This is a genomic window from Paeniglutamicibacter sp. ZC-3, assembly GCF_025847175.2.
Classification (GTDB): Bacteria; Actinomycetota; Actinomycetes; order Actinomycetales; family Micrococcaceae; genus Paeniglutamicibacter; species Paeniglutamicibacter sulfureus.
In genome coordinates this window covers 20,586-41,902 of the sequence record NZ_JAOYTG010000006.1, presented here as the reverse complement: position 1 = coordinate 41,902, position 21,317 = coordinate 20,586, and the positions used below count along the sequence as shown (strand labels likewise).

Here is a 21,317-nt window from a genome sequence, read left to right as displayed (position 1 = left end):
AGTCATCGACCACTCCTCCTGGTCAATGAGCCAACCGGTGTACTCCTCTACCTGCCGACAAAACGACGCGTAGGATTTTCACCAGATGAAGTGACGACCGCAAGGTCCGGCTGCAGGCATATACGCAAAGAGCAGTGGCCCGAAGTTCCACGTGAACTTCGGGCCACCGCTCTTTGGTGCCTCAGGCTGCGCCTGCGCGCGTATTAGACGCTTCGGATGGCAACGACGGCATTGTGTCCGCCGAAGCCGAACGAGTTGTTCAGGGCGACGATGGTGCCCTCAGGCAACTCACGCGGCGTGCCGACAACCACGTCCAACGGGATTTCCGGATCCTGGTTTTCCAGGTTGATGGTAACCGGAGCCTTGCGGTGGTACACGGCCAGCACGGCCAAGACCGATTCGACTGCGCCGGAGGCGCCCAGCAGGTGTCCCATCTGCGACTTCGTGGCCGAGACGCATACCTTGTCCAGGTGCGAACCCAGGGCGGCGCGCAGGGCGGTGTACTCGGGCTTGTCGCCCACCGGGGTGGAAGTGGCGTGCGCGTTGACGTGGACCACGTCTTCTGGCTGGATGAGGCCGTCAAACATGGCCGCCTTCAGGGCTCGGGTGGCACCCAGGCCCTGCGGGTCCGGTGCGGTGATGTGGTACGCATCGGCCGTCACCGAGGTGCCTGCCAGTTCGGCGTAGATCGTCGCACCGCGGGCGATGGCATGTTCCTCGGCCTCAAGCACCAAGGCACCGGCGCCTTCGCCCATGACGAAGCCGTCACGGTCGATGTCGTACGGACGCGAAGCATGCTCCGGGTCGTCGTTGCGCTTGGACAAGGCCTGCATGGCGGCAAAGGAAGCCATGGGCATGGGGTGGATGGCTGCTTCGGCTCCGCCGCACATCACCACGTCAGCCTTGCCCGAGCGGATCAGCTCAAGACCGATGTGCATGGCCTCGGTGCCCGAGGCGCAGGCAGAAACCGGGGTGTGCGCGCCGGCGCGGGCACCCAGGTCAAGCGACACGGCAGCTGCAGGTCCATTGGGCATCAACATGGGTACTGTCATCGGCAGCACGCGACGCGGGCCCTTTTCCTTCAGGGTGTCCCACGCGTCCAGGAGGGTCCAGACCCCGCCGATGCCGGTGGCGAAGGCCACGGCCAGGCGGTCGTGGTCCATCTCCTCGATGCCCGCGTCCTTCCACGCCTCGCGCGCGGCGACCACGGCGAACTGGGTGGACGGGTCCATGCGCTTCATTTCAACGCGTGAGAGGACCTCGGAGGCCGGGTTGGAGGCCTTGGCGGCAAACTTCACCGGAAGGTTGTAGGTTTCAACCCACTCGTCGGGCAGCAGATGGGCGCCGGAGACACCCTTGAGGGCATTGGCCCACAGGGTCGGGACGTCCCCGCCGATGGGGGTAGTGGCACCAAGGCCGGTGATAACAACTTTGCGAGCCATGTTGAAACTCTCTACTGGTTGGGGGCGAAACGGCTAGCGAGGCTAGCGCGCGATCCAAGCGTCGGACTGTTGCCGAATGGACGGTGTCCGGATTGAATCGAAAATCTGGGGATCGGTGACGAAACCGGTAAAGCTTGTTGGCGTCTCAGGGCCTGCCAACCGGGAAACATGAAGTGAAAACGATGCCTCCCCTTGAAACGTGCTTCCGCGAGGGAACACGCTTCAAGGGGACGCATCACTACTTGGCTTAGACCTGTGCGCCGGCGATGAAGTTCACTGCATCTGCAACGGTCTTGAGGTTCTTGACCTCTTCGTCCGGGATCTTCACGTCGAACTTCTCTTCGGCGTTGACGACGATGGTCATCATCGAGATGGAGTCGATGTCCAGGTCCTCGGTGAAGGACTTGTCCATTTCGACTGCCTCGGTCTCCAGGCCGGTCTCTTCGTTGACGATCTCGGCCAAGCCGGCCAGAATCTCTTCGTTGCTAGCCATGATGGCTCCTTTTCTATGATTGCCGGTACCAAGCCCGACGACTATGCAGACCACAGGTGTGCGGTCCGAATGATGGGTTGTGTCCCTGGAGATAAAGCCTAGGGCAGGACAACGACCTGTGCGCCAAAGACAAGCCCGGCGCCAAACCCAATTTGCAGCGCGAGGCCGCCGGAAAGCTCCGGGTTTTCCTTGAGCATCCGATCCATGGCCATCGGGATCGAGGCCGCGGAGGTGTTACCGGCATTCGCGATGTCGCGGGCGACAACCACGGTTTCCGGAAGCTTCAGTTGCTTCACCATCTCGTCGATGATGCGCATGTTTGCCTGGTGCGGGATGAAGGCGACGAGGTCCTCGGAACCGATGCCGGCCTTCTCGAGCGCGAGTTTGGCCATCTTGGCCATCTCCCAGACGGCCCAGCGGAACACGGTCTGCCCGTCCTGGCGAAGGGTCGGCCACAACTGGGCCTCGGTGGCCGCCATCAGGGATGCGCCCTCGGGGGAGGACTCGGCCTGAAGGACCGCATCGCGCAGGTCAAGCTGCGAGTGGGTCATGCTGATGGCGCCCCACTTCGAGCCGTCCGAACCCCAAACCGAGGGAGAAATGCCGGGAATGTCGCTCGGGCCGATGACCACTGCTCCGGCGCCGTCGCCCAGCAGGAAGGAGATCGTGCGCTCGTGGTTGTCGATGTAGTCCGACAGCTTCTCGGCACCGATGACCAGTACGTACTCGGCCATGCCGGAGCGAACCAGTGCGTCGCCCTGGGCCACGCCGTAGCAGTAACCGGCGCAGGCGGCGGAAATGTCGAAGGCCGGTGCCGGGGTGGCGCCGATGCGGTCGGCCAGCGCGGCGGCTGCCGACGGGGTGGCATGCGGGAAGGTTACGGTGGAGACGATGACCGCGCCAAGCTGGCTGGCCTCGATGCCGGCTGACTTCAGGGCTTCGCGCGCAGCCCCCTCGGCCATGTCCAGCAGCGAGGTGTCAGCCCCGGCGCGGGCGCGGGTCACGATGCCGGTGCGCTGCTGGATCCACTCGTCCGAGGAATCGATCCACTGGCACACGTCGTCGTTGCTCACAATGACGTCGGGACGGAAGGAACCCACGCCGTGGATGCGGCTGAATTCGCGCGCGGTGGTTTGGTTCATCACTGCAGTCATGATTCCTGAACTTCCTATGCTTGGGTGTGTTCGAGTACGAAGGCGCGTGCCGCCTCGAGGTCTTCAGGGGACTTCAACGCAAGGGTCGGGATGCCTTTCAGGCCGCGGCGGGCCAGTCCCACCAAGGTTCCTGCCGGCGCAAGTTCGATGATGCCGGTGACTCCCTGTGCGGCGAGCTCCTCCATGCATTTGTCCCAGCGCACCGGACGCGAGACCTGGGCGACCAGCGAGGCAAGGTTCGCTTCGCCACCGGCAACGGCCTGCCCGTCGTAGTTGGACAGCAGCGTGATGGTCGGGTCCTTGGCCTCCAATGTTGCGGAAAGCTCCTGGAGCACCTGCACGGCCGGGGCCATGTGGTGGGTGTGGAAAGCGCCTGCGACCTTGAGCGGAATCACGCGTGCCTTGGCCGGGGGATTGGCTGCAAAGTCCTCGATTTGTTCCAGCGTGCCGGCGGCAACGATCTGGCCGCCTCCATTGGCGTTGGCCGGTGTCAGCCCGGCCGCCAAGATAGCCGCGTTGACCTCGTCGGCGTCTCCGCCCAGGACCGCTGCCATGCCGGTCGGGGTGGCAGCTGCAGCCAAGGCCATGGCGTTTGCGCGCTCGCGCACGAACACCATCGCGTCCTGCTCGCTGAGGGCACCGGCCAGCGCGGTGGCGGTGATCTCGCCGACGGAGTGTCCGGCCAACACGACGTTCGCCGGAAGCTCGTCACCGAAGAGGGCGCGCGCGGCAATGAGGCCTGCGGCAACGATCAGTGGCTGTGCCACCGCGGTGTCCTTGATGGTTTCTTCGTCCGACACGGTCCCGTGGGCGGTCAGGTCACGCTCCGTGATGGCGGAGAGTCCGGCGAGATGTTCGGAAACACCCGGAACCTCGAGCCACGGAGAAAGGAATCCGGGGGTCTGGGAGCCCTGTCCAGGGCACACGATTGCTAGCACTACTCCAGCTTTCCAAAGATGTCGGTCTCGACGGCTGTTTTCGCACACCGACTTGTCGGCGTGCTTTTGTATGAATCCTACAAGGTGGTCGGGCTCTTGCGCGGCACCGATTGCCGCGTTTCGGACAAGATTTCGGTTGTTTCGGCGTCCAGTCGACCCACCACCAACGCGGTTTGCAGCACGAACGCCTCGCGCGGAACCAAGGGATCCCACCCGGTGACGTCGCACACCCTTTTAAGTCTATAGCGCACCGTGTTGGCATGGACGAACAACTCTCGGGCCGTTCCCTCCAGAGAGTGGCCCAGCGACAGATAGCTCGATAGCGTTTCAATCAGGCCGTTTCCAGCTTTGATGAGCGGCTTGTAGATCCCCGAGACCAGCGCCTCGCGCGCCTCGGAGTCGTTGTTCATGACTCGCTCGGGCCAGAGGTCATCGGCATCCACCGGTCGCGGAGCCAGTGGCCAGGCCTTGGCGGCGGCGATGGCGGCGAAGGCTGCCTTGGCGCTGGCGGAGGCTTCCTTGAGCGTCGGGGCCAAGGGACTGTAGACCACCGGTCCTTCGCCGAAAAACGTGGCGAGCCGGTCCAGCCCGGCCCGGTCGGCTTCCACGCCGCCGAGCATCAGGATGGCGCGTTCACCGTGGACACCGACCAGCGAGTCGCGGGCATAGCGGGCTGCCGCGCGGCGGAGTTCACTGACGAATCCCACCTGGGAGGAGGCCGGGGTTGCTCCGATCATCACCAAGATGTTTTCGTGCGACTTCCAGCCCACGGCGGCAATCCTGGAGCGGAGGGAATCCTGGGATTCTCCGCGCATGACGGCATCCACCACCAGTGCCTCGAGCCGCGAGTCCCAGGCACCGCGTGTCTCTGCCGCCCGGGCGTACACGTCGGCCGCGGCGAAGGCGACCTCCCGCGAGTAGCGCAGGACCGCCTCGCGCAATTGCGTGTGCTCGGCCTCCGGGGCGATGTCAGGAACCTGGGATTCAACGACCTCGACAATGGTGCGGATCAGTTGGAGGGCCTTTTGCAGGCTGATGGATCGCGTCAGTTCGGTGGGTGCGGCGCCGAAGACGTCGTTGAGCACCCACTGCGGGGAAGTGGTGGGCCGTTCGTACCAGGAGACGAAGGAAGCAATTCCCTTCTGCGCCACCAAGCCCAGCGCCGCGCGCTCTTCGGGCCGCAGTCCCCGGTACCAAGGCAGTGACTGGTCCAGGTGCTTCAGCGCCACCGTGGAGAGCACGCCCAGGTGCTGCTTGAGCCTTTTGAGGGTTTCCGGGCTGGCCTTGGCTTGCCGGAAGGGCCGGATCCGCTGTGCCGGATTCGACGTTTGCTCATCACTCATAGAATGAGCATACGCATCATCACGCCGACGAACTATTTTGTATGTTTCACACAATGACGTTCGACACTTCCGGGGTGCCGAGGCCCGGCGGTGGAGCGCACCGCAGGATCATTCCGGGCAGCCAATACGAGGGCAGACGAAAACGGCGGTGGCGCCGATTTACCCCACGTGTGGGGAAACCGGTGCCACCGCCGTTGATCGGCTACTGCCAGAAGCTAGGCGTCGCCGCCCGCGTTGCCACTGGTGCCGGCGGTGACGTCGTCGAGCTTGTACTTGGCAAAGGCCTGGGCCGGAGCCGAGGCATCGACCTCCCCGCGCTTGGCCAGCATTTGCAGGGTGCGAACAACCACCGAGTGCGCGTCGATCTTGTAGAAGCGACGTGCGGCGGCGCGGGTGTCGGAGAAACCGAACCCGTCGGCGCCCAGGGTGGCGAACTCATTGGGCACGAACTGGCGGATCTGGTCCGGTACGGCCTTCATGTAGTCGGTCACCGCAACGATCGGGCCGGTGGCCCCTGCCAGCTGCTGGGCAACGAACGGCACGCGCGGTTCGGCAGCCGGGTCAAGGAACGACTGCTCCTCGCACTCCAGGCCGTCGCGGCGCAGCTCGTTCCAGGAAGTCACGGACCAGACATCGGCCGACACCCCCCAGTCCTCGGCCAAAATGCGCTGTGCATCAATGGTCCACGGCACCGCCACACCGGAGGCGAGCAGCTGGGCCCGCGGTCCGTCGACGGTGGCCGGGGAGACCTGGTAGATGCCGCCAAGCACGCCGGCAACATCGAGGTTCTCCGGTTCCTTGGGCTGCTGGTAGGGCTCGTTGTAGATCGTGATGTAGTACATCACGTCGGGGTTCTCGTGCTTGCCGCCATACATGCGCTCCAAGCCGGCCTTCATGATGTGACCGATCTCGTACCCATAGGCAGGGTCGTAGGTGATCACGGCAGGGTTGGTGGAGGCAAGGATCGGGGAGTGCCCGTCGGCATGCTGCAGGCCCTCGCCGGTCAGCGTGGTGCGACCTGCGGTGGCGCCCATGATGAACCCGCGGGTCATCTGGTCGCCGGCTGCCCAGAAGGCATCGCCTGTGCGCTGGAAGCCGAACATCGAGTAGAACACGTAGATCGGGATCAACGGTTCGTCGTGCGTGGCGTAGGCGGTGCCCGCGGCGGTGAAGGCGGCAACCGCGCCGGCTTCGTTGATGCCCGGGTGGATCAGCTGCCCGAGCGGAGATTCCTTGTAGGCAAGGACCAGTTCGCGGTCCACCGACAGGTAGTTCTGTCCGTCAGGGTTGTAGATCTTCGCGGTCGGGAAGAACGAGTCCATGCCGAAGGTGCGGGACTCGTCGGGAACGATCGGCACAACGCGCTTGCCGAATTCCTTGTCGCGCATCAGGTCCTTGAGCAGACGCACGAACGCCATGGTGGTGGCGGCCTGCTGCTTGCCCGAACCGCGGGCGGCGACCTCGTAGGCCTTCTCCTCCGGCAGGTGGATTTCCCTGGACTTGGTCCGGCGCGAAGGCACGGCACCGCCCAGGGCCTCGCGGCGTTCCATCATGTACTTGTACTCGGCCGAGTCCTGCTCCGGACGGTAGTACGGAGGCATGTACGGGTCGGCTTCAAGCTGCTCGTCGGTGATCGGGATGCGCAGGTGGTCGCGGAAGGCCTTCAGGTCCCCGAGCGTCATCTTCTTCATCTGGTGCGTGGCGTTGCGGGCCTCGAAGTGGGGGCCCAGGCCGTAGCCCTTGACGGTCTTGGTCAGGATGACCGTCGGCTTGCCCTTGAACTCGGTCGCTGCCTTGTACGCTGCGAAGACCTTGTGGTAATCGTGGCCGCCTCGCTTGAGGTTCCAGATTTCCTCGTCCGTCAGGTTGGCCACCAGTTCCTTGGTCTGCGGTGACTTTCCGAAGAAGTGCTCGCGGACGAAGGCGCCGTTTTCGGCCTTGTAGGTCTGGTAGTCGCCGTCCGGGGTCTGGTTCATGATGTCGACCAGGGAGTTGTCGGTGTCGGCATCGAGCAGGGCATCCCACTCGCGGCCCCAGACAACCTTGATGACATTCCAGCCGGCGCCGCGGAAGAAGGCCTCAAGCTCCTGCATGATCTTGCCGTTGCCGCGAACCGGCCCGTCAAGACGCTGCAGGTTGCAGTTGACCACGAAGGTCAGGTTGTCGAGCTTCTCGTTGGCGGCAAGCTGCAACAGACCGCGCGATTCCGGCTCGTCCATCTCGCCGTCGCCCAGGAAGGCCCAGACGTGCTGGTCGGAGGTGTCCTTGATGCCGCGGTTCTGCAGGTAGCGGTTGGACTGCGCCTGGTAGATCGCGTTCATCGGGCCAATGCCCATGGAGACGGTCGGGAATTCCCAGAAGTCCGGCAGCGAGCGCGGGTGCGGGTAGGACGGCAGTGCATGTCCCTCGCGGGACTTTTCCTGGCGGAACCCGTCCATGTCCTCTTCGCTCAAGCGCCCTTCGAGGAAGGCGCGAGCGTACATGCCGGGGGAGGCGTGGCCCTGGAAGAAAACCTGGTCGCCGCCGCCCGGGTGGCTTTTGCCCCGGAAGAAGTGGTTGAAGCCCACTTCGTACAGGGTCGCCGCTCCGGCGTAGGTGGAGATGTGTCCGCCGACGCCGACCCCGGGGCGCTGCCCGCGGTGCACCATGACGGCGGCATTCCAGCGCATGAAGGCGCGGTAGCGGCGTTCAATCTGTTCATCGCCGGGGAACTCCGGTTCCTGGTCCACCGGGATCGTGTTGACGTAGTCGGTGGTGGTGACCATGGGGACGCCCACGCTCTTGGCGCCAGCGCGCTGGAGCAATGAACGAACAATGTACTGGGCACGCTCGGTGCCCTGGGTTTCGACCAGATCATCGAAGGACTCAATCCATTCGGCGGTCTCCTCCGGATCCCGGTCCGGCAACTGGCTAGTCAAGCCGCTACGGATGTGAGAAATGTGTTCCTCTACAGCCACGTCCATCTTCTCCTCGTTATGGGGTACAGCGGGGACTGCGGGCCGAGCGCTAGATTGCATGCCTCGAACCGCAGTGGCGGTGCAAGCGCCAAAGTTGTGGCCCGTTCCCCAAGGGTGGTTGGTCGCGGACCGCCGATTACACTCTAATGCGCATGGGGACCCAAAACGTATCTGGGCCCTACACATGCGATGATTTGGAGTTAACAGGCAATGCGCCGAGAGACGAAATCAGGTCGAAGTCGTCACTATTTCGGCGTGTTGAAGCCTCTGCGCTTGATGAGAGCGCAAAAAGGGTGTTTGGTTGTAACCAGACGCTTTACAGCAGCAGGAGGAGTGACGTGAGCGACGCCGCACCGGCAAAGCACGAAGCCGCACACAAAATGGGCTTCAAAGACGGGGACCTGATCCAGGAACTCGGGTACGACGACGATGTGGACTTTGATCTGCGCGATTCCCTTGAGGAAGCAGTGGGTTCCGAACTACTGACAGAGGAAGACCACGAGGTTGTGGACGGAATCGTCTATTGGTGGCGCGCCGACGATGGGGATCTTATCGATGCCCTCGTTGATTCGCTGGTCAACCTGGATGAAAAGGGGGTCGTATGGCTCTTGACCCCGAAACCGGGACGAGATGGCCATGTGTCACCCGCCTCGATTCAGGCAGATGCTCCCACCGCAGGCCTCCATGTCACAAACACCGAGGGTGTTTCGGAGGATTGGTCGGCCACTCGACTTGTTGCGCGCCGCAAGAACTAGCGCGTGGAATTATCACATCCGGCAGCGGGGAACATTTCCCCGACGCCTCGGGCCGGTCAAACGGCCCCGGTCTTCGCCCTTCCCAACCAGCACGGTGAACTCATCGAGTCCCGGGCACTGGGCGAGCAGGCCTACTTCCTGGTCTTTTACCCGTTCGCGTTTTCCGCGGTTTGCGGGTCGGAACTTGAAGAGCTGGAACAGGTTCGCGAGGAATTTGCCATACGTAACACCCGCATCATGGGCGTTTCGGTGGATCACAAATACGCATTGCGCACCTACGCGGACCAGGCCCATTTCGGGTTTGATCTGTTGGCCGATTTCTGGCCGCACGGTGCCGTAGCGAAGTGCTATGGCGCATTCAACAACGAGTCCGGCGCGGCAACGCGGCACACGTTCCTCATCCAGAAGGGTCGTGTGGTGGATTCGTTTAGTTCACCCATCCATGAGGCGCGCGCCATCGCGCGCTACCGAGAGGCACTGGACCTACTCACCTAACAGGTGTCGAAGAATTCTTGCGTCTATTCGACAGCTCGGGCGGGTACATTGCCACAGTCATATTCTTGTCACGAACACTTCCGGCGGATCCAAAACCAAACGAATTCAGTAGTGCCAAGGGCCTTTAGCTCAGCTGGTAGAGCGTCACGTTTACACCGTGAATGTCATCGGTTCGATCCCGGTAGGGCCCACTTTAAAAGAGTCATTGCAATATCCATTCGCCAACTCGGCGGAGAGAACGGTTCCCGGTATTTCCGATCCCCGTTGTTACTTCGTTTGCCCTGGTGGAGCCATGGAGGCGACGCGCTTGAGCTGCTCTCCATAGATGGCGGGGGATTTCCGCGTGCGACCGCAGCCACTCGATAGCCGCGCGCTTCTAGCGACATTGCAGTAGTCCCCGGCGGGTGCGCACGTGGTTCTCGCGCGCGTCCAGACAAAGTCCGTCCACGTGGAAAATCCTCCCACCGCGCTTTCGCGTCGCCACCAGCCTTCGACAAAAGCGACTCCTATCTCATAAGCCCAAGCCGCCTAGGCTTTTCATAGGGTGAGATGGACAGAATCGATTCACGGTCGCACTCGGTAAGCGCAACAGGTGCCACATGCGAAGGCGCAATGAGGCGCGCGATTGCACCGTAAGGGCTCTCCAGCGGATACCCCCCTATCCGCAGGTCGGGCCTGGCGCCGTCCTCAAAGGGTTGGGCGCAGGCGAGGGTCCCGCTTCCCCAGGCGGGGCCCTCGTTTTCCTGACACCGATTTCCCACGTCGGGGGCATTTCCAGTCGGAAGCAGCGCAGCCACTCCATTCGAAAAGCACGATCGTTCGGTGATTGTGGGCATCAAGGTTTCCCAAGGGTGGGCCATGCACAGTTTGTGTATCTTTTAGCTCGTCCAAGGAGTCGACATGAAATTGAACCATCCCGCATCGTCTGCGCCACGTGCACGCAGCAGGGGATCGCAAAAACCCAGGATCGCGCTGATGGCCATCGGCCTACTGGCACTGGCGACCATTACGCCCGCACAAGCCGCGACCGAAGTTGTGGAGAAGAACCCCGGTGGCATCGTGGCAGTGGGGCCGGTGAATACGGACCACGGCTACCCCAGCTGGTACCAGGACAGCGTCGGCACGCGCGTGGAGTTGTGCCTTGATTTTGAAAACCCATACTGCGGATTCGCCGCCGGGGACATCCCGAACGACGAAGCACCGATCTCGTTCCCAGATAATTTCCCGGAGGAAGCGTTTTACATGCTTGCTTCAACGACATTGGACCTACCGGGCGGCGGACGGGCAGTTCTGGTCCTCGGGCTTGAGGCCGCGTTCGCCAACCAGGTGCAGGCTGGTGACCAGGTAGTCTTCGGACGCCAACGTGTCACAGTGCGAGGGGCAGCTCCAAACACGACCCTGACCTTCAAGCATCCCTATGGTTCAATGACGATCGACACCGACGCTGCCGGTGACGGCAAACTCGTCGAGGACATTTCACCGGCACAGGGAAACTTCACCACTGCACTGAAGAGCAACATCGGCCCCTTCCTGAAGTGGGATCCGGACACGGCTCCTGCCGCTCCGGAGGGTTACCTCGGCGACCCGGGACAGGAACACACCGTAACGGGAAGCCCCTTTGGCTACAATCAGTTCTCCGTCACCGGTGGTGGGCTGAATTTGTCCACGGACCAATTCTCACTTCAGGGAAAAATTTCCACCAACAAGGGTGTCGAGGGGAAAAAGGCCCTTCTTGAAGGAAACATGATCGATGTATTCGCGTCCAGTGAAGGCACCCAACTCCAGATAGAAGGCCAAGCGGGCAAGTTCGTGACCACACCCATGGAAACGGATCCGGCAAGCAATCGCTTTTACGCGCGCATCAAGTTTGAGGGAGATGCCCCTACCCAAATCAAGATCAGCAACATTGGTGACAAGCCCGTCAGCAATTCCGTCATCGACGTCACCAAGCCGCATGGGATCTCGGGCCTGGAGGCCACCTATGACGGCACGCTCCTCAACGTTGCCGCGGCCAGCAGGTTCGGTAATGCATTGACCGCCGAAGGCTTGGGGGCCTTGTACCCGGGCGCCACCACCCAAGCCACGCAAAGGGCAGCCTTTGCCGTGTCGGCGCCTCCGGAACGTGTCATCGTCAAGGACTCGACTGGTGCCAAGGCCTCGGTGGATGTCAGCGTTGTAGGCGGTGAAGCGACGCCGGAGGGCCAAGCTCCGATTGCGCCGGCACCTGATCCGGGTCCTGTCCAGGACCCTGCACCGGACCCGGCAACACCCGCCATTGCACGGGCCACCCCCGATTCGGCGAGCATCAACTACGGAGGCAGTATCGTGTTGGACGGTTCGACGTCGAGCGGGGCGGATACCTACAAATGGACTCAGGTCTCGGGTATGCCGGTTACGCTCTCGAGCGACACCAGTGCCACGCCGACCGTCACCGTTCCATACTTCGCCAACACCTCGGACACCGCCCCTTCGCCGGTGACAACAACAGAGGTCATCAAGATGCAACTTGTAGTGGGCAAGGAAGACGGCTCGGAGAGCGAGCCGGCAACAGTCGAACTCAACCTCGTCTCCGATAACGTGACGGTAGCCAGCGACGCAAGGCACCGGGTCAACAAGGAATTCAGGTTGACCGGAACCGCCACGCTGCCGGGAGTCACAGGAGCATTGACGCCAGGGACCAGGGTCATCATCTACAACACCACGCCGGGGGCTCTAGTCGAAAAGATTGGCACGGCTGTGGTGGACGCCACCAACAACTGGCAGTTGAAACTCAAGCCCGGACCAAGTCGACAAGTCACTTCTGTCATGGTTCAATCCACTCGGGGTGGGGTGACGAGCGCCACGGTTGCCGCCAGATAGCGGTAAACAGCGGGCAACAGTGCTTCGCTGCGCACGGAACGTATTACGGACCGTGCGCAGCGAAGCAGCTGTGTGTCCAGCACAGGGCAGCTGGCTTCCCAAGGCGGCGGTAGCATGCGTTCACGGCTTGATCCCGGACTACTGACCGTGGCATCCCGCCACCGATTCTCCGCAAGCAAGGATGCGTTGCTGGCCTGCCGCCCCCGGTATATTCGTGCCGCAGGCTGATTGCAGTGATTCCGGGCCGCCAGCGGTACGGGACCGGTACCAGGGGCATCGACAACTGGTCCCGGACATGGAACTGCGATCATTGCCAGGGACGACGTGGGTGTCAATTTCGTGGATTCGGAACAAGGGCCACCCCCGGTTTTTTCGATCCAGCCGAGGTCTTCCGGACGACGCCGCCATTGTGGAATGACCACCAGGATTTCGAGGGGTTCAGCAACGTCGATGACGGGAAAGCCCCACCACCACTCGGTGTCCCTCAACCGGGGTGGCGGGAAGATCTGGGGCAGGGACCTGTCGGACGCAGAAGGGCAATTCGAGGTCATGATTGGGCGGCTTTGCAACCGGCGACGTTTGCGCTTTTTATGTGCCAGTCGGTCACTATCGGAGCGCTCCTGAAAACCGCTTCCCAGACACGGTGAATCCAGTTCGGGCGGGAAATCCGATGAGTAACTGATTTGTCCGCGGACAAGCCTAAGGTTCACGCCATGGTCGCGGTCATCTTTGCACGTGAGGACCGGGCGGCTTCACGCTTCCCGGGCAACGTGGAGAATGTCGAAGACTTTGACGTCGAGCCGACGATCCTCTGCGGAATAGGCGATGAGTCGATACGGGACGGCTCCACGGCCTCCAATCGAATCCGTGGCCCGCACACTCACACCAACGCCGCCGAAGAGCTGTCGCCGGCAAGGCCCTGGACCGCTGGGGAGGTTGGCTCGGCTGGTCAAACATCTGCCCCTGCCGGCGGCCCGGTGAAGGACCGAGTGGACGGGTGGAAGTCCGGTGGCGCTAGTCCTTGCCGTGGCAACCATCGCCTGGCCAAAAACACTTTCCGGGGCAATCTGACATGCCTACAGAGCAGAGGGTCTTGGAAAATGCGCGGAAGGACCTGGCGGGCCAGATAGGGCACCCCCCAAATTAGGGTGTCGAGAACCCCCCTCAAGGGGGCTTGTAGTTCAGACGGGACAGAGGAAAATCGTAATTGTTGGACTTGGGGATTTTTCATCTTGGGGAGATAAAAAATGGATACGCTTTTGGGGTTTAGAGGGGATAACCACACCGTTTGGGAAACCGACGGAAAAATCCATGTACAGATCTTGGGGACCCTCAAGGTCCGCACGGGCGATGTCGTGTTGGAAGCCGGCGAAGTAGGTGGGCCGAAAGCTCGCCAAATACTGGAAATTCTGCTGTTGCAATTAGGAACTCCGGTCTCCAAGTCACGACTGATCGACATGTTGTGGGAGGGGTCGGCACCGCTTGCGGCAGTTTCAACCCTGGAATCATACGTCTCGGTTCTGCGACGGTGCCTACAGCCAGGACAAGGCAAGAACGGGGTGCTCAGAACCACCACCGGGGGTTACATGCTGGATCCGGAAATGGTCGACCTTGACCTGTCACGCTTTGACAGCCTCATACTCCGAGCCGAAGGTTCCGAACCTAAAATCGCCCTCCCGTTGTTGCGCCAGGCCCTGGCTCTGGCCACCGAACCACTTCTGGGGAGCGAGCTATTGCCTGGGTGGGCCGATGCAGAGCGTTGCGTGCACGCAGCTCGGGTAGCCTCAGCCGGCATACTGGCAGCGCAATTGGCCTTGGAGTTGGGCATGAATCTTGAGGCAATTCGCCTGTCGCAGGAAGTGTTGGATAGGGACAACCTCAACGAGGCGGCATGGACATGCCTGGTCCTCGGATTGGAAGCGGGCGGCAACCCGCTACAGGGCCTGCAAGCGCTCGATGACTGCCGGCGGGTTATGGATCGGGAGCTGGGCTGCTCCCCGGGGCCAGTCCTGCAACAAGCGCAAGAGCGGCTGTTGCGCCTGACCTCGGCAGCTGACGATGACTTCGGACATGTTATTGGTGCATTGCTTTCGATCCAGGAAGTTGTCGCCGGCCATGGCAACAGTGCGTGGCAACATGCGGGAAATGCTGGCAAGGTTCTCGGGTTCAGTCCCCAAGAAGCGGGCAGTGTCATTTTCGGCTACTTGCAACGAGCGCTGGGTGCGGCCTCCGTGTAATCCGGTGGCCGGCTTTTGCCCTCAGATCGTCTCGACCCTTGCCACGAACGAACTCATGCGTAGATACTGTCCCTAGGGCCTTTGGCCCAGTGTCAAGCGGCCTTGGGGGGATCGCGCTCATGGGGAGAGCTGTATTGCCAGTGGCAACCGAACAGAGCACCACGACGGGGCAAGCTGCCCGAATCGTGGTGATAGATGACCATCGCACTTTCGCCGAGCTCTTGGCCGCGGCCCTGAATCGGGAGGGTGATCTCGATTGCGTGGGTATGGCCCATGGGGTGCAGGCAGGTGTCGAGCTTTGCTTCGAACTATCTCCGGACCTGGTGATCCTGGATTACCGCTTGCCGGACGGTGATGGCCTTCAGGCGGCCGAGCAGATCCTCGCCCGTGCCCCGGACATGCGCATCGTCATGCTCACCGGCGATCCAAACGTACACGCCATCCAGCGTGCCGCTTCAGTGGGAATTTGCGGATTTCTTCCCAAGGATGGAGCTCTGGACATCCTGTTGGATGTAGTTCGCGGTGTGCGGACCGGGGAATTCGTGGTGGCTCCGGCGCTGCTTTCACGCCTTGATTTGTTGGGACGAAAGACCGTCGGGCCAGGTCCGAGTCTGACTGGTCGCGAGCTTGAGGTGTTGCGGCTCATGGCAGCGGGCCAAGATGTGTCGACGAATGCCCGGGCACTGGGCATCAGCACCCACACTTGCCGCGGCTACGTGAAATCGATCCTTGCGAAACTAGATGCGCATACCCAGTTGGAAGCCGTCGTAGCAGCTACAAAACTGGGTCTGCTGGGGAGCCCCTGAGATGAGGGGATCCGTTGACAGGACGAAGGCCAAAGCCGATACCTCGACCGGGACCCTGGTCGAGGAGGGATCCGCCGTCCGTAGCGCAATCGTCAAATTCTTGGCAACCGGGTTGGTGGTGTTGGCGGTTGTTGCCATCCCGTTCTCCTTCTGGGTCCGGGCAGTGTCCCGAGACCTGGCTCTTGAGGATGCGGTGGAACTCACCCAAAGGCTGGCCGACTACGTCATCAGCCCTGTGTTGGGCGTGGTTCCGGAAGAGCCTGACCCGGAGGTCCTGTCCCGGATTGACACGCGGTTGGCCCCGTGGCTAGCCGACGAATCAATCGTTCGCATCAAGGTGTGGAGCGCGGAGGGAACCATCCTGTATTCAGACAGGAGCGAACTTGCCGGTTCCAAATTCGAACTTGAACCGTGGGCGCGGGAGCTGTTGGCTGGTGGCCCCGGGGTGGCTACCGTGGAAGTGCAGGAGGAAGAAGAAAACCAGTTCGAATCCGGCGACGGCGAACTGGTGGAGGTTTACGTGGCTTCCCGCAGTGCGGGCGGTGTTCCGTTGCTATTCGAGGTGTATTTCGACGACGCTGTCGTGCGCGGTCCCGAGAATCAGTTCCTGCTGGGCATGATCCCTGTTCTGCTGGTCGCTGGCGCGGTTCTGCAGGGCGGGCAATTGATCCCCGGCATCCGGTTGGCCCGACAGGTCCAAAAGCACCAGCGGGAACGCCGTGCCATCCTGCAGCAGGCGATCGACGCTGGAGAACGTGAACGAATGCGGCTGGCCGCCGCGTTGCACGATGACATCATCCAGGATTTGGCCGGCCTAGCCTACGTCCTTGAACCATTGCCCGAGCTAGGACCTAACATTGCGCCGGGGGCGGTGCTGCAAGACACGATTGGGAAGCTTCGAGGGATCACGGCGGAGCTCTATTCCTCTTCGGTCACGGCGGACGAGTTGCCGCGCGCTCTTGGCATTCTCGCCGAGCGCGCCCGCAGCCAGGGAATCCGGACGATCGTCCGAATTGATCACCCCCTGCCATTCGACGACCGGCAATCGACCATGTTCCATCGAATCGCACGGGAGTCAGTGCTGAACGCCATCAAACATTCAGAGGCGAAGAACATGGAACTTCACTTGATGCGACTGGGCCGGAGTTGGGACCTGAATGTCAGCGACGACGGGGTGGGGTTTGGTTCCTCGGATCGGTCCGAGTCGGACCATTTCGGGCTACGTCTGATGGCCGATTTCGCCGAGACGGCGGGCGCACGACTAGAAATTACGAGCACGTTGGACAAGGGCACCAGCATTCGGGTCCGCGTCCCGACAAACGGGGCCTTCGCCAATCGCAGCGTTGACGCCTAAAGTGATCCGGTCCTCCCGAAGATCGTCGGGCAGACCGGTGAACACCCCCTTTTCCGCGGGTGGCGTCTGACTCGGCTCTGGACAGCGCACAGGAGTATGGCGGAACAGCCCCGTGACAGGAACAGCGACCCCGCCGTCACGTCGACGCGCAGCGATGGATCCCGCAGCAACCATGGCGTGGACAAGAGGCGAAGTCTCTCGATCGGGCATTCCCAGTCGGCGTCCGGGCCCCTCGTGCATTCATTGGTTTTTCACAAGCTTGTTGGGTCATGCTCGGTGACAGAACCAATGCACGCGCTCGAGTAAGGAACGATCATGCAGCCCTCAAGACGACAAGTCCTGCTGCTAGGTGGAATCGGCGTTCTGGGTGTTGGTGCGGTAGCCACCCCATGGGGAACGGTGGCGGCGAAGTCAGCCAGCCGGCTCAGGGATTCCGACATGCCCAGACCGTATCGGGCTGCATTTATCCAGCCGCCGGTCTTGCGTCCGTACTCGGTGGGCATCGAGCCGGCCGACGGAGCCAAGGTCGAGAACTATGTGGTGACCCAAATGGCGGGAACGGCCAAAATCCTTCCGCGCCTTTCAACACCGATCCTGGGCTACAACGGAATTTTCCCTGGCCCCACCATCGAGGTGGAACGCGGTACCAAGACCACTTTGACGGTTAAGAACAAGCTTCCGGCGACCCACCCCACCCACGGGCACGTGCTTGCCACCTCAACACACCTGCATGGTTCGGCTTCGCTTCCGCAATATGACGGCTACGCCAGCGACGTCACCATGCCTGGTTTCCAAAAAAAGTACTATTTTCCCAATTTCCAGCCGGCACGAACGTTGTGGTATCACGACCACGGCGTGCACTACACGGCCCAGAATGCCTATTCAGGGCTGGCCGCACAGTACCGAATCCACGATCCGCAGGAACGCGGACTGCTTCCGCAGGGAGAATTCGACGTGGGCCTGACCATTACGGATGCCATGTTCGCTGCAAACGGTGCCATGGGATACGACGACAACACACACTCGGGCCTTTGGGGCGATGTCATTCTCGTCAACGGCGTTCCGTGGCCGGTGATGAAAGTGAAACGGCGCATCTACAGGTTTCGGGTGCTCAACGCCAGCATTTCCCGGTCGCTGCGGCTGGCACTCAGTACCAACGACGCCATGACCATGGTGGCCACCGACGGGGGACTAATGCCCGCACCCGTCACCGTCACATCGTGGCGCCACGGCGGCGCAGAGCGGTACGAGGTACTGATCGACTTCTCCAAGTACAAAGTGGGCCAGCGAGTCGAACTGCGCAACCTGTCCAACAAGAACAATGTTGACTACGACAACACCAACAAGGTCATGGCCTTTGATGTAGTGGGCGACCCGGTGGATAAAAGTGACACGACGTGGAACACGGTACCCACCGTACTTGCCCCGAACACTGACGTGATGGGCCTGACCAAGGGGATGGTTGAGCAGAAGCGATACATGCGGGTTGCGCGGGATGACAAGACAAACATGTGGACCATCGGGGGATCAAGCTGGGCCGAGGTGATCGCGAGCGGCTACCAGAAAGTTTTCGCCCAGGTAGCGATGGATAGCGTGGAGGAATGGGAAATTGAGAACAAGTCGGGCGGTTGGTTCCACCCGGTACACATCCATCTGGTCGACTTCAAGATCATTAGCCGAAACGGCAAGGCTCCGATGCCGTACGAAGCGGGGCCCAAGGACGTTGTCTACGTGGGGGAGGGCGAGAAGGTGAAGGTGCTCATGCGTTTTGGACCACACAAGGGCCGATACATGGTGCACTGCCACAACCTTCCCCACGAGGACCACGACATGATGACGCAATTTCGGGTCGCGCTGAACGCCAATGAGGTCGATGAGCATGATCCGATGACCGCTGCACGCCCGGAATGGGACAACGATTGATGTCCAGACCCGGACTACCAAGGCGCCGCCGTCTCGTGATCCACGCGGCGGCGGCACTTTTTGTAGTGCTGGTCTTGGGTAGGATATTCCTTCTCGAGCCGATCACGATCGCCTCGGACAGTATGAGCCCGCAGGTCAGCGAGGGTGCCCACGCCCTGTTGCTCAAGACCCACGCGACAACGACCGGACCGAACACGGATGACCTAGTGGTATTCAGTGCTCCCGACGATGGAACGATTAGCTTGAAGCGGGTCATTGCCGTGGCGGGGCAGGAAATCGCGATCATCGACGGTGTTGTATATGTTGACGGCGTGCGCCGACCGGAACCGGATATCGACCCCAAAGCCATCGATGCAACGTATTTCGGGCCGATTCTTGTTGAGCCGAACACGGTATTTGTGCTGGGCGACAATCGGGGCCCCTCGATTGATTCGCGCGACTACGGTGCCGTACCCCTGGGAAATATGCGCGGTCGCATCCTGCACGTATGGAACTAGCCCGGCCTAGGGATTTGAGTGATGGGCGGTTCCGAGCGCAAGGCGCAGCTGCCCCGGTCCCTCCAGAACCAGCTGTATTGCCTTGTTGGGAATCTCAAAGATGAACGTCACCTGCAAATTTTCGCCCAGCGAGATGATTGCCGACTGCTGGCTGGCCCATAGTGGTTCCGCCCTGAAACCGACGATTTCCCCAACGGCGAAGTCTGTTGATTCGAACCGCACGCCTGATGCCTTGCTGGCAGTCAGCTCCAGAAGAACCCGTACGCGATGACCGCCGGAGGCAATCGGCGACTTTAGCGTCGCAACGGGCTCCGGAGGCTTCCAGGAATCCGTTTCCAAGGGGATGATCCCGTGGATCCGCGCCAGACCGCCGTCCAGTGACCCTAGAGCGCCCAACGGCGTGGCGGGCACGTCCGGGGGTCTGAGCAGTCTCGCAGCTCCGACTCCCACCCCGGTCGTTGCCAAGGCCGCCAACGGAACAAGGGCAAAGACAGTGCGTCGCGACGGGCGCCGTTTATCCTGGGCCGGGGGTCCATCCTGATTTATGGCCTGATCGATGCTCATGCCTCGATGGTTGCCGATGAACCATGGGGAAACCCTGATGGACACTTGGCTCGTCCGTTCCCGAGTCATTTGGGCGGGCCTGAAAGTGTTCTCCAGCGTGTCCGTGAATGACTTTGGCGCTAAGCAAGGCAGATTCTTGGCGCCAGACGTGATTCCCGCAACAAGTTGCCATCTGCAAAGCCGAATTGGCCCTCCGGTGTTACGTTGCCCGTTCATGCTCGGCAACACCCTGCCCGGGGAATGAGACACTCTTCGCGGCCCTTTCAGATTTACCATGGGCAATAAGGCCGGCCCCATGAACACCATGAGAAGCAATGTCACACGCACCCAGCGAAGCGACCATGGCGGAAATCGCGAAGCTGATCGGCTTCGACACCACAAGCCGGGACAGTAACTTGCCCCTGATTGACTACGTTGTCGGGCGCCTTGATGCCCTCGGGATCGATTCATCGCTGGTCCACAACGCCGAGGGCAACAAAGCCAATCTTCTGGCAACCATCCCGGCCGCCGACGGCACCCGCAGCGGAGGCATCGTGCTTTCGGGACACACCGATGTCGTTCCGGTCGACGGCCAAACCTGGAGCAGCGACCCGTTTGTCCCGGAAATCCGGGACGGCAAGCTCTACGCCCGGGGCACCTGTGACATGAAGACCTTTGTGGCCGTGATCATGGCCAAGCTCGAGAGCATCGCCCGGGCAAAGCTGGACGAACCCATTCACCTGGCTTTTTCCTACGACGAGGAAGTGGGTTGCATCGGGGCGGTTGACCTGGTCGCCGCCATCACCGAGGCAGGTTTGAAGCCGCGCGGCTGCATCGTGGGGGAGCCCACCAGCATGCGCGTTGTCCGTGGCCACAAGTCGGTGAACGTCATTCGCGTCGATTTCCATGGCGTCGCAGCCCACTCGTCCCTGACCACCCAGGGCGTCAATGCAATCTCCGCCGCCGCCGAATTCACCGCCTTCGTCGATTCGGCAGCACGGGACTTCGCCCAGGATGGCCCCTTCGACGATGCCTTCATCGTCCCGCACACGACTACGACGGTAAACCAGATCGAGGGCGGCATCGCGGTCAACACGATCCCGGCTGTTTGCACCCTCCACTTCGAGTTCCGCTCGATCGCGGACGACGATCCCATCGAGCTCATCGAGCGTTTCCGCCTCGAGGCCAAGCGCATCGAAACGGCCATGCAGGAGCGGAACCCGGAAGCACATGTCGAATTTGAGGTCCTGGCCAAGACACCGGGTCTGGATACCCCGGAGGAAGCGGGAATCGTCGCCCTGGCAGCCCAGCTGGGCGGCACCGCTAGCCCGGACAAGGCCACCTACGGCACCGAGGCCGGACTGTTCTTCAACGCCTGCATCCCCACGGTGGTGTGCGGTCCCGGCGACATTGCCCAGGCCCATGCCCCGGACGAGTTCATCGCACTTGACCAGATCGTCCAGTGCGAGGCATTCATCGACAACCTGATCGTGGCGCTCAGCGCCTGACCGCGCCGCAGCC

At 61.8% G+C, this 21,317-nt stretch carries 16 protein-coding genes and 1 tRNA gene; 10 read left to right on the top strand and 7 right to left on the bottom strand.

All coding sequences use genetic code 11. From position 1 onward, the window contains the following. Positions 1–203: 203 nt before the first annotated feature. The 6 genes from OIU93_RS08645 to aceE all read right to left on the bottom strand — a co-directional run bounded on the left by OIU93_RS08645 (position 204) and on the right by aceE (position 8,333). Entirely contained in the window at positions 204–1,442 is a 1,239-nt protein-coding gene (locus tag OIU93_RS08645; RefSeq protein ID WP_264269686.1) for a beta-ketoacyl synthase, read from the bottom strand. Between the two features lie 247 nt (positions 1,443–1,689). Then, positions 1,690–1,935 (bottom strand): acyl carrier protein, encoded by a 246-nt coding sequence (locus OIU93_RS08640; protein WP_217388104.1) that lies wholly within the window; start codon positions 1,933–1,935, stop codon positions 1,690–1,692. Positions 1,936–2,033: 98 nt separating this feature from the next. Further along, positions 2,034–3,089: a beta-ketoacyl-ACP synthase III gene (locus OIU93_RS08635; RefSeq protein WP_264269685.1), complete on the bottom strand. Its 1,056-nt coding sequence runs from the start codon at positions 3,087–3,089 to the stop codon at positions 2,034–2,036. A 14-nt stretch (positions 3,090–3,103) separates the two neighbouring features. Next, complete coding sequence (locus OIU93_RS08630; RefSeq protein WP_264269684.1) at positions 3,104–4,027, bottom strand: ACP S-malonyltransferase; 924 nt, start codon at positions 4,025–4,027, stop codon at positions 3,104–3,106. A gap of 77 nt (positions 4,028–4,104) precedes the next feature. Further along, positions 4,105–5,370, bottom strand: coding sequence for a CdaR family transcriptional regulator (locus OIU93_RS08625; RefSeq protein WP_264269683.1), 1,266 nt, complete (start codon positions 5,368–5,370; stop codon positions 4,105–4,107). 215 nt (positions 5,371–5,585) lie between these two features. After that, entirely contained in the window at positions 5,586–8,333 is a 2,748-nt protein-coding gene (gene aceE / locus OIU93_RS08620; protein WP_264269682.1) for a pyruvate dehydrogenase (acetyl-transferring), homodimeric type, read from the bottom strand. Positions 8,334–8,665: 332 nt separating this feature from the next. On the opposite strand from aceE, the gene OIU93_RS08615 reads away from it, so the two are divergent. The 9 genes from OIU93_RS08615 (at position 8,666) to lepB (ending at position 19,253) form a co-directional block, all read left to right on the top strand. Beyond that, positions 8,666–9,082, top strand: a complete 417-nt coding sequence (locus tag OIU93_RS08615) for a DUF3052 domain-containing protein (protein ID WP_372342892.1) — start codon at positions 8,666–8,668, stop codon at positions 9,080–9,082. A gap of 3 nt (positions 9,083–9,085) precedes the next feature. Beyond that, positions 9,086–9,577: a redoxin domain-containing protein gene (locus OIU93_RS08610; RefSeq protein WP_264269681.1), complete on the top strand. Its 492-nt coding sequence runs from the start codon at positions 9,086–9,088 to the stop codon at positions 9,575–9,577. Between the two features lie 118 nt (positions 9,578–9,695). After that, positions 9,696–9,768 (top strand) — tRNA-Val (locus OIU93_RS08605). 784 nt (positions 9,769–10,552) lie between these two features. Next, entirely contained in the window at positions 10,553–12,436 is a 1,884-nt protein-coding gene (locus tag OIU93_RS08600; RefSeq protein ID WP_264269680.1) for a hypothetical protein, read from the top strand. A 1,247-nt stretch (positions 12,437–13,683) separates the two neighbouring features. Further along, positions 13,684–14,673, top strand: a complete 990-nt coding sequence (locus OIU93_RS08595; RefSeq protein WP_264269679.1) for a BTAD domain-containing putative transcriptional regulator — start codon at positions 13,684–13,686, stop codon at positions 14,671–14,673. A gap of 140 nt (positions 14,674–14,813) precedes the next feature. Next, on the top strand, positions 14,814–15,479 hold the full coding sequence (locus OIU93_RS08590; RefSeq protein ID WP_264269678.1) for a response regulator transcription factor: 666 nt from the start codon (positions 14,814–14,816) through the stop codon (positions 15,477–15,479). Between the two features lie 193 nt (positions 15,480–15,672). Further along, the gene (locus OIU93_RS08585; RefSeq protein WP_264269677.1) at positions 15,673–16,833 is read left to right on the top strand and encodes a sensor histidine kinase; all 1,161 of its coding nucleotides are present in this window, start codon (positions 15,673–15,675) and stop codon (positions 16,831–16,833) included. 438 nt (positions 16,834–17,271) lie between these two features. Continuing rightward, the gene (locus OIU93_RS08580; RefSeq protein ID WP_264269676.1) at positions 17,272–18,756 is read left to right on the top strand and encodes a multicopper oxidase family protein; all 1,485 of its coding nucleotides are present in this window, start codon (positions 17,272–17,274) and stop codon (positions 18,754–18,756) included. A 35-nt stretch (positions 18,757–18,791) separates the two neighbouring features. After that, the gene (gene lepB, locus OIU93_RS08575) at positions 18,792–19,253 is read left to right on the top strand and encodes a signal peptidase I (protein WP_264269675.1); all 462 of its coding nucleotides are present in this window, start codon (positions 18,792–18,794) and stop codon (positions 19,251–19,253) included. A 6-nt stretch (positions 19,254–19,259) separates the two neighbouring features. On the opposite strand, the gene OIU93_RS08570 is transcribed toward lepB, so the two are convergent. Continuing rightward, positions 19,260–19,817, bottom strand: a complete 558-nt coding sequence (locus OIU93_RS08570) for a hypothetical protein (RefSeq protein ID WP_264269674.1) — start codon at positions 19,815–19,817, stop codon at positions 19,260–19,262. Between the two features lie 314 nt (positions 19,818–20,131). Between OIU93_RS08570 and argE the strand changes: the two genes are divergently transcribed. Continuing rightward, positions 20,132–21,304 carry an acetylornithine deacetylase gene (argE, locus tag OIU93_RS08565; RefSeq protein ID WP_264269673.1) on the top strand — a complete coding sequence of 391 codons (1,173 nt, stop codon included), beginning with the start codon at positions 20,132–20,134 and terminating at the stop codon, positions 21,302–21,304. The last annotated feature ends 13 nt before the right edge of the window (positions 21,305–21,317 follow it).

What these genes read in the sequence shown, in the direction of transcription:
- OIU93_RS08580 (WP_264269676.1), top strand. Translation starts at nt 17,272, where the DNA reads ATGCCCAGACCGTATCGGGCTGCATTTATCCAGCCGCCGGTCTTGCGT.
- OIU93_RS08635 (WP_264269685.1), bottom strand. Translation starts at nt 3,089, where the DNA reads ATGACTGCAGTGATGAACCAAACCACCGCGCGCGAATTCAGCCGCATC.
- OIU93_RS08625 (WP_264269683.1), bottom strand. Translation starts at nt 5,370, where the DNA reads ATGAGTGATGAGCAAACGTCGAATCCGGCACAGCGGATCCGGCCCTTC.
- OIU93_RS08595 (WP_264269679.1), top strand. Translation starts at nt 13,684, where the DNA reads ATGGATACGCTTTTGGGGTTTAGAGGGGATAACCACACCGTTTGGGAA.
- aceE (WP_264269682.1), bottom strand. Translation starts at nt 8,333, where the DNA reads ATGGACGTGGCTGTAGAGGAACACATTTCTCACATCCGTAGCGGCTTG.
- OIU93_RS08645 (WP_264269686.1), bottom strand. Translation starts at nt 1,442, where the DNA reads ATGGCTCGCAAAGTTGTTATCACCGGCCTTGGTGCCACTACCCCCATC.
- argE (WP_264269673.1), top strand. Translation starts at nt 20,132, where the DNA reads ATGTCACACGCACCCAGCGAAGCGACCATGGCGGAAATCGCGAAGCTG.
- OIU93_RS08570 (WP_264269674.1), bottom strand. Translation starts at nt 19,817, where the DNA reads ATGAGCATCGATCAGGCCATAAATCAGGATGGACCCCCGGCCCAGGAT.
- OIU93_RS08640 (WP_217388104.1), bottom strand. Translation starts at nt 1,935, where the DNA reads ATGGCTAGCAACGAAGAGATTCTGGCCGGCTTGGCCGAGATCGTCAAC.
- OIU93_RS08600 (WP_264269680.1), top strand. Translation starts at nt 10,553, where the DNA reads ATGGCCATCGGCCTACTGGCACTGGCGACCATTACGCCCGCACAAGCC.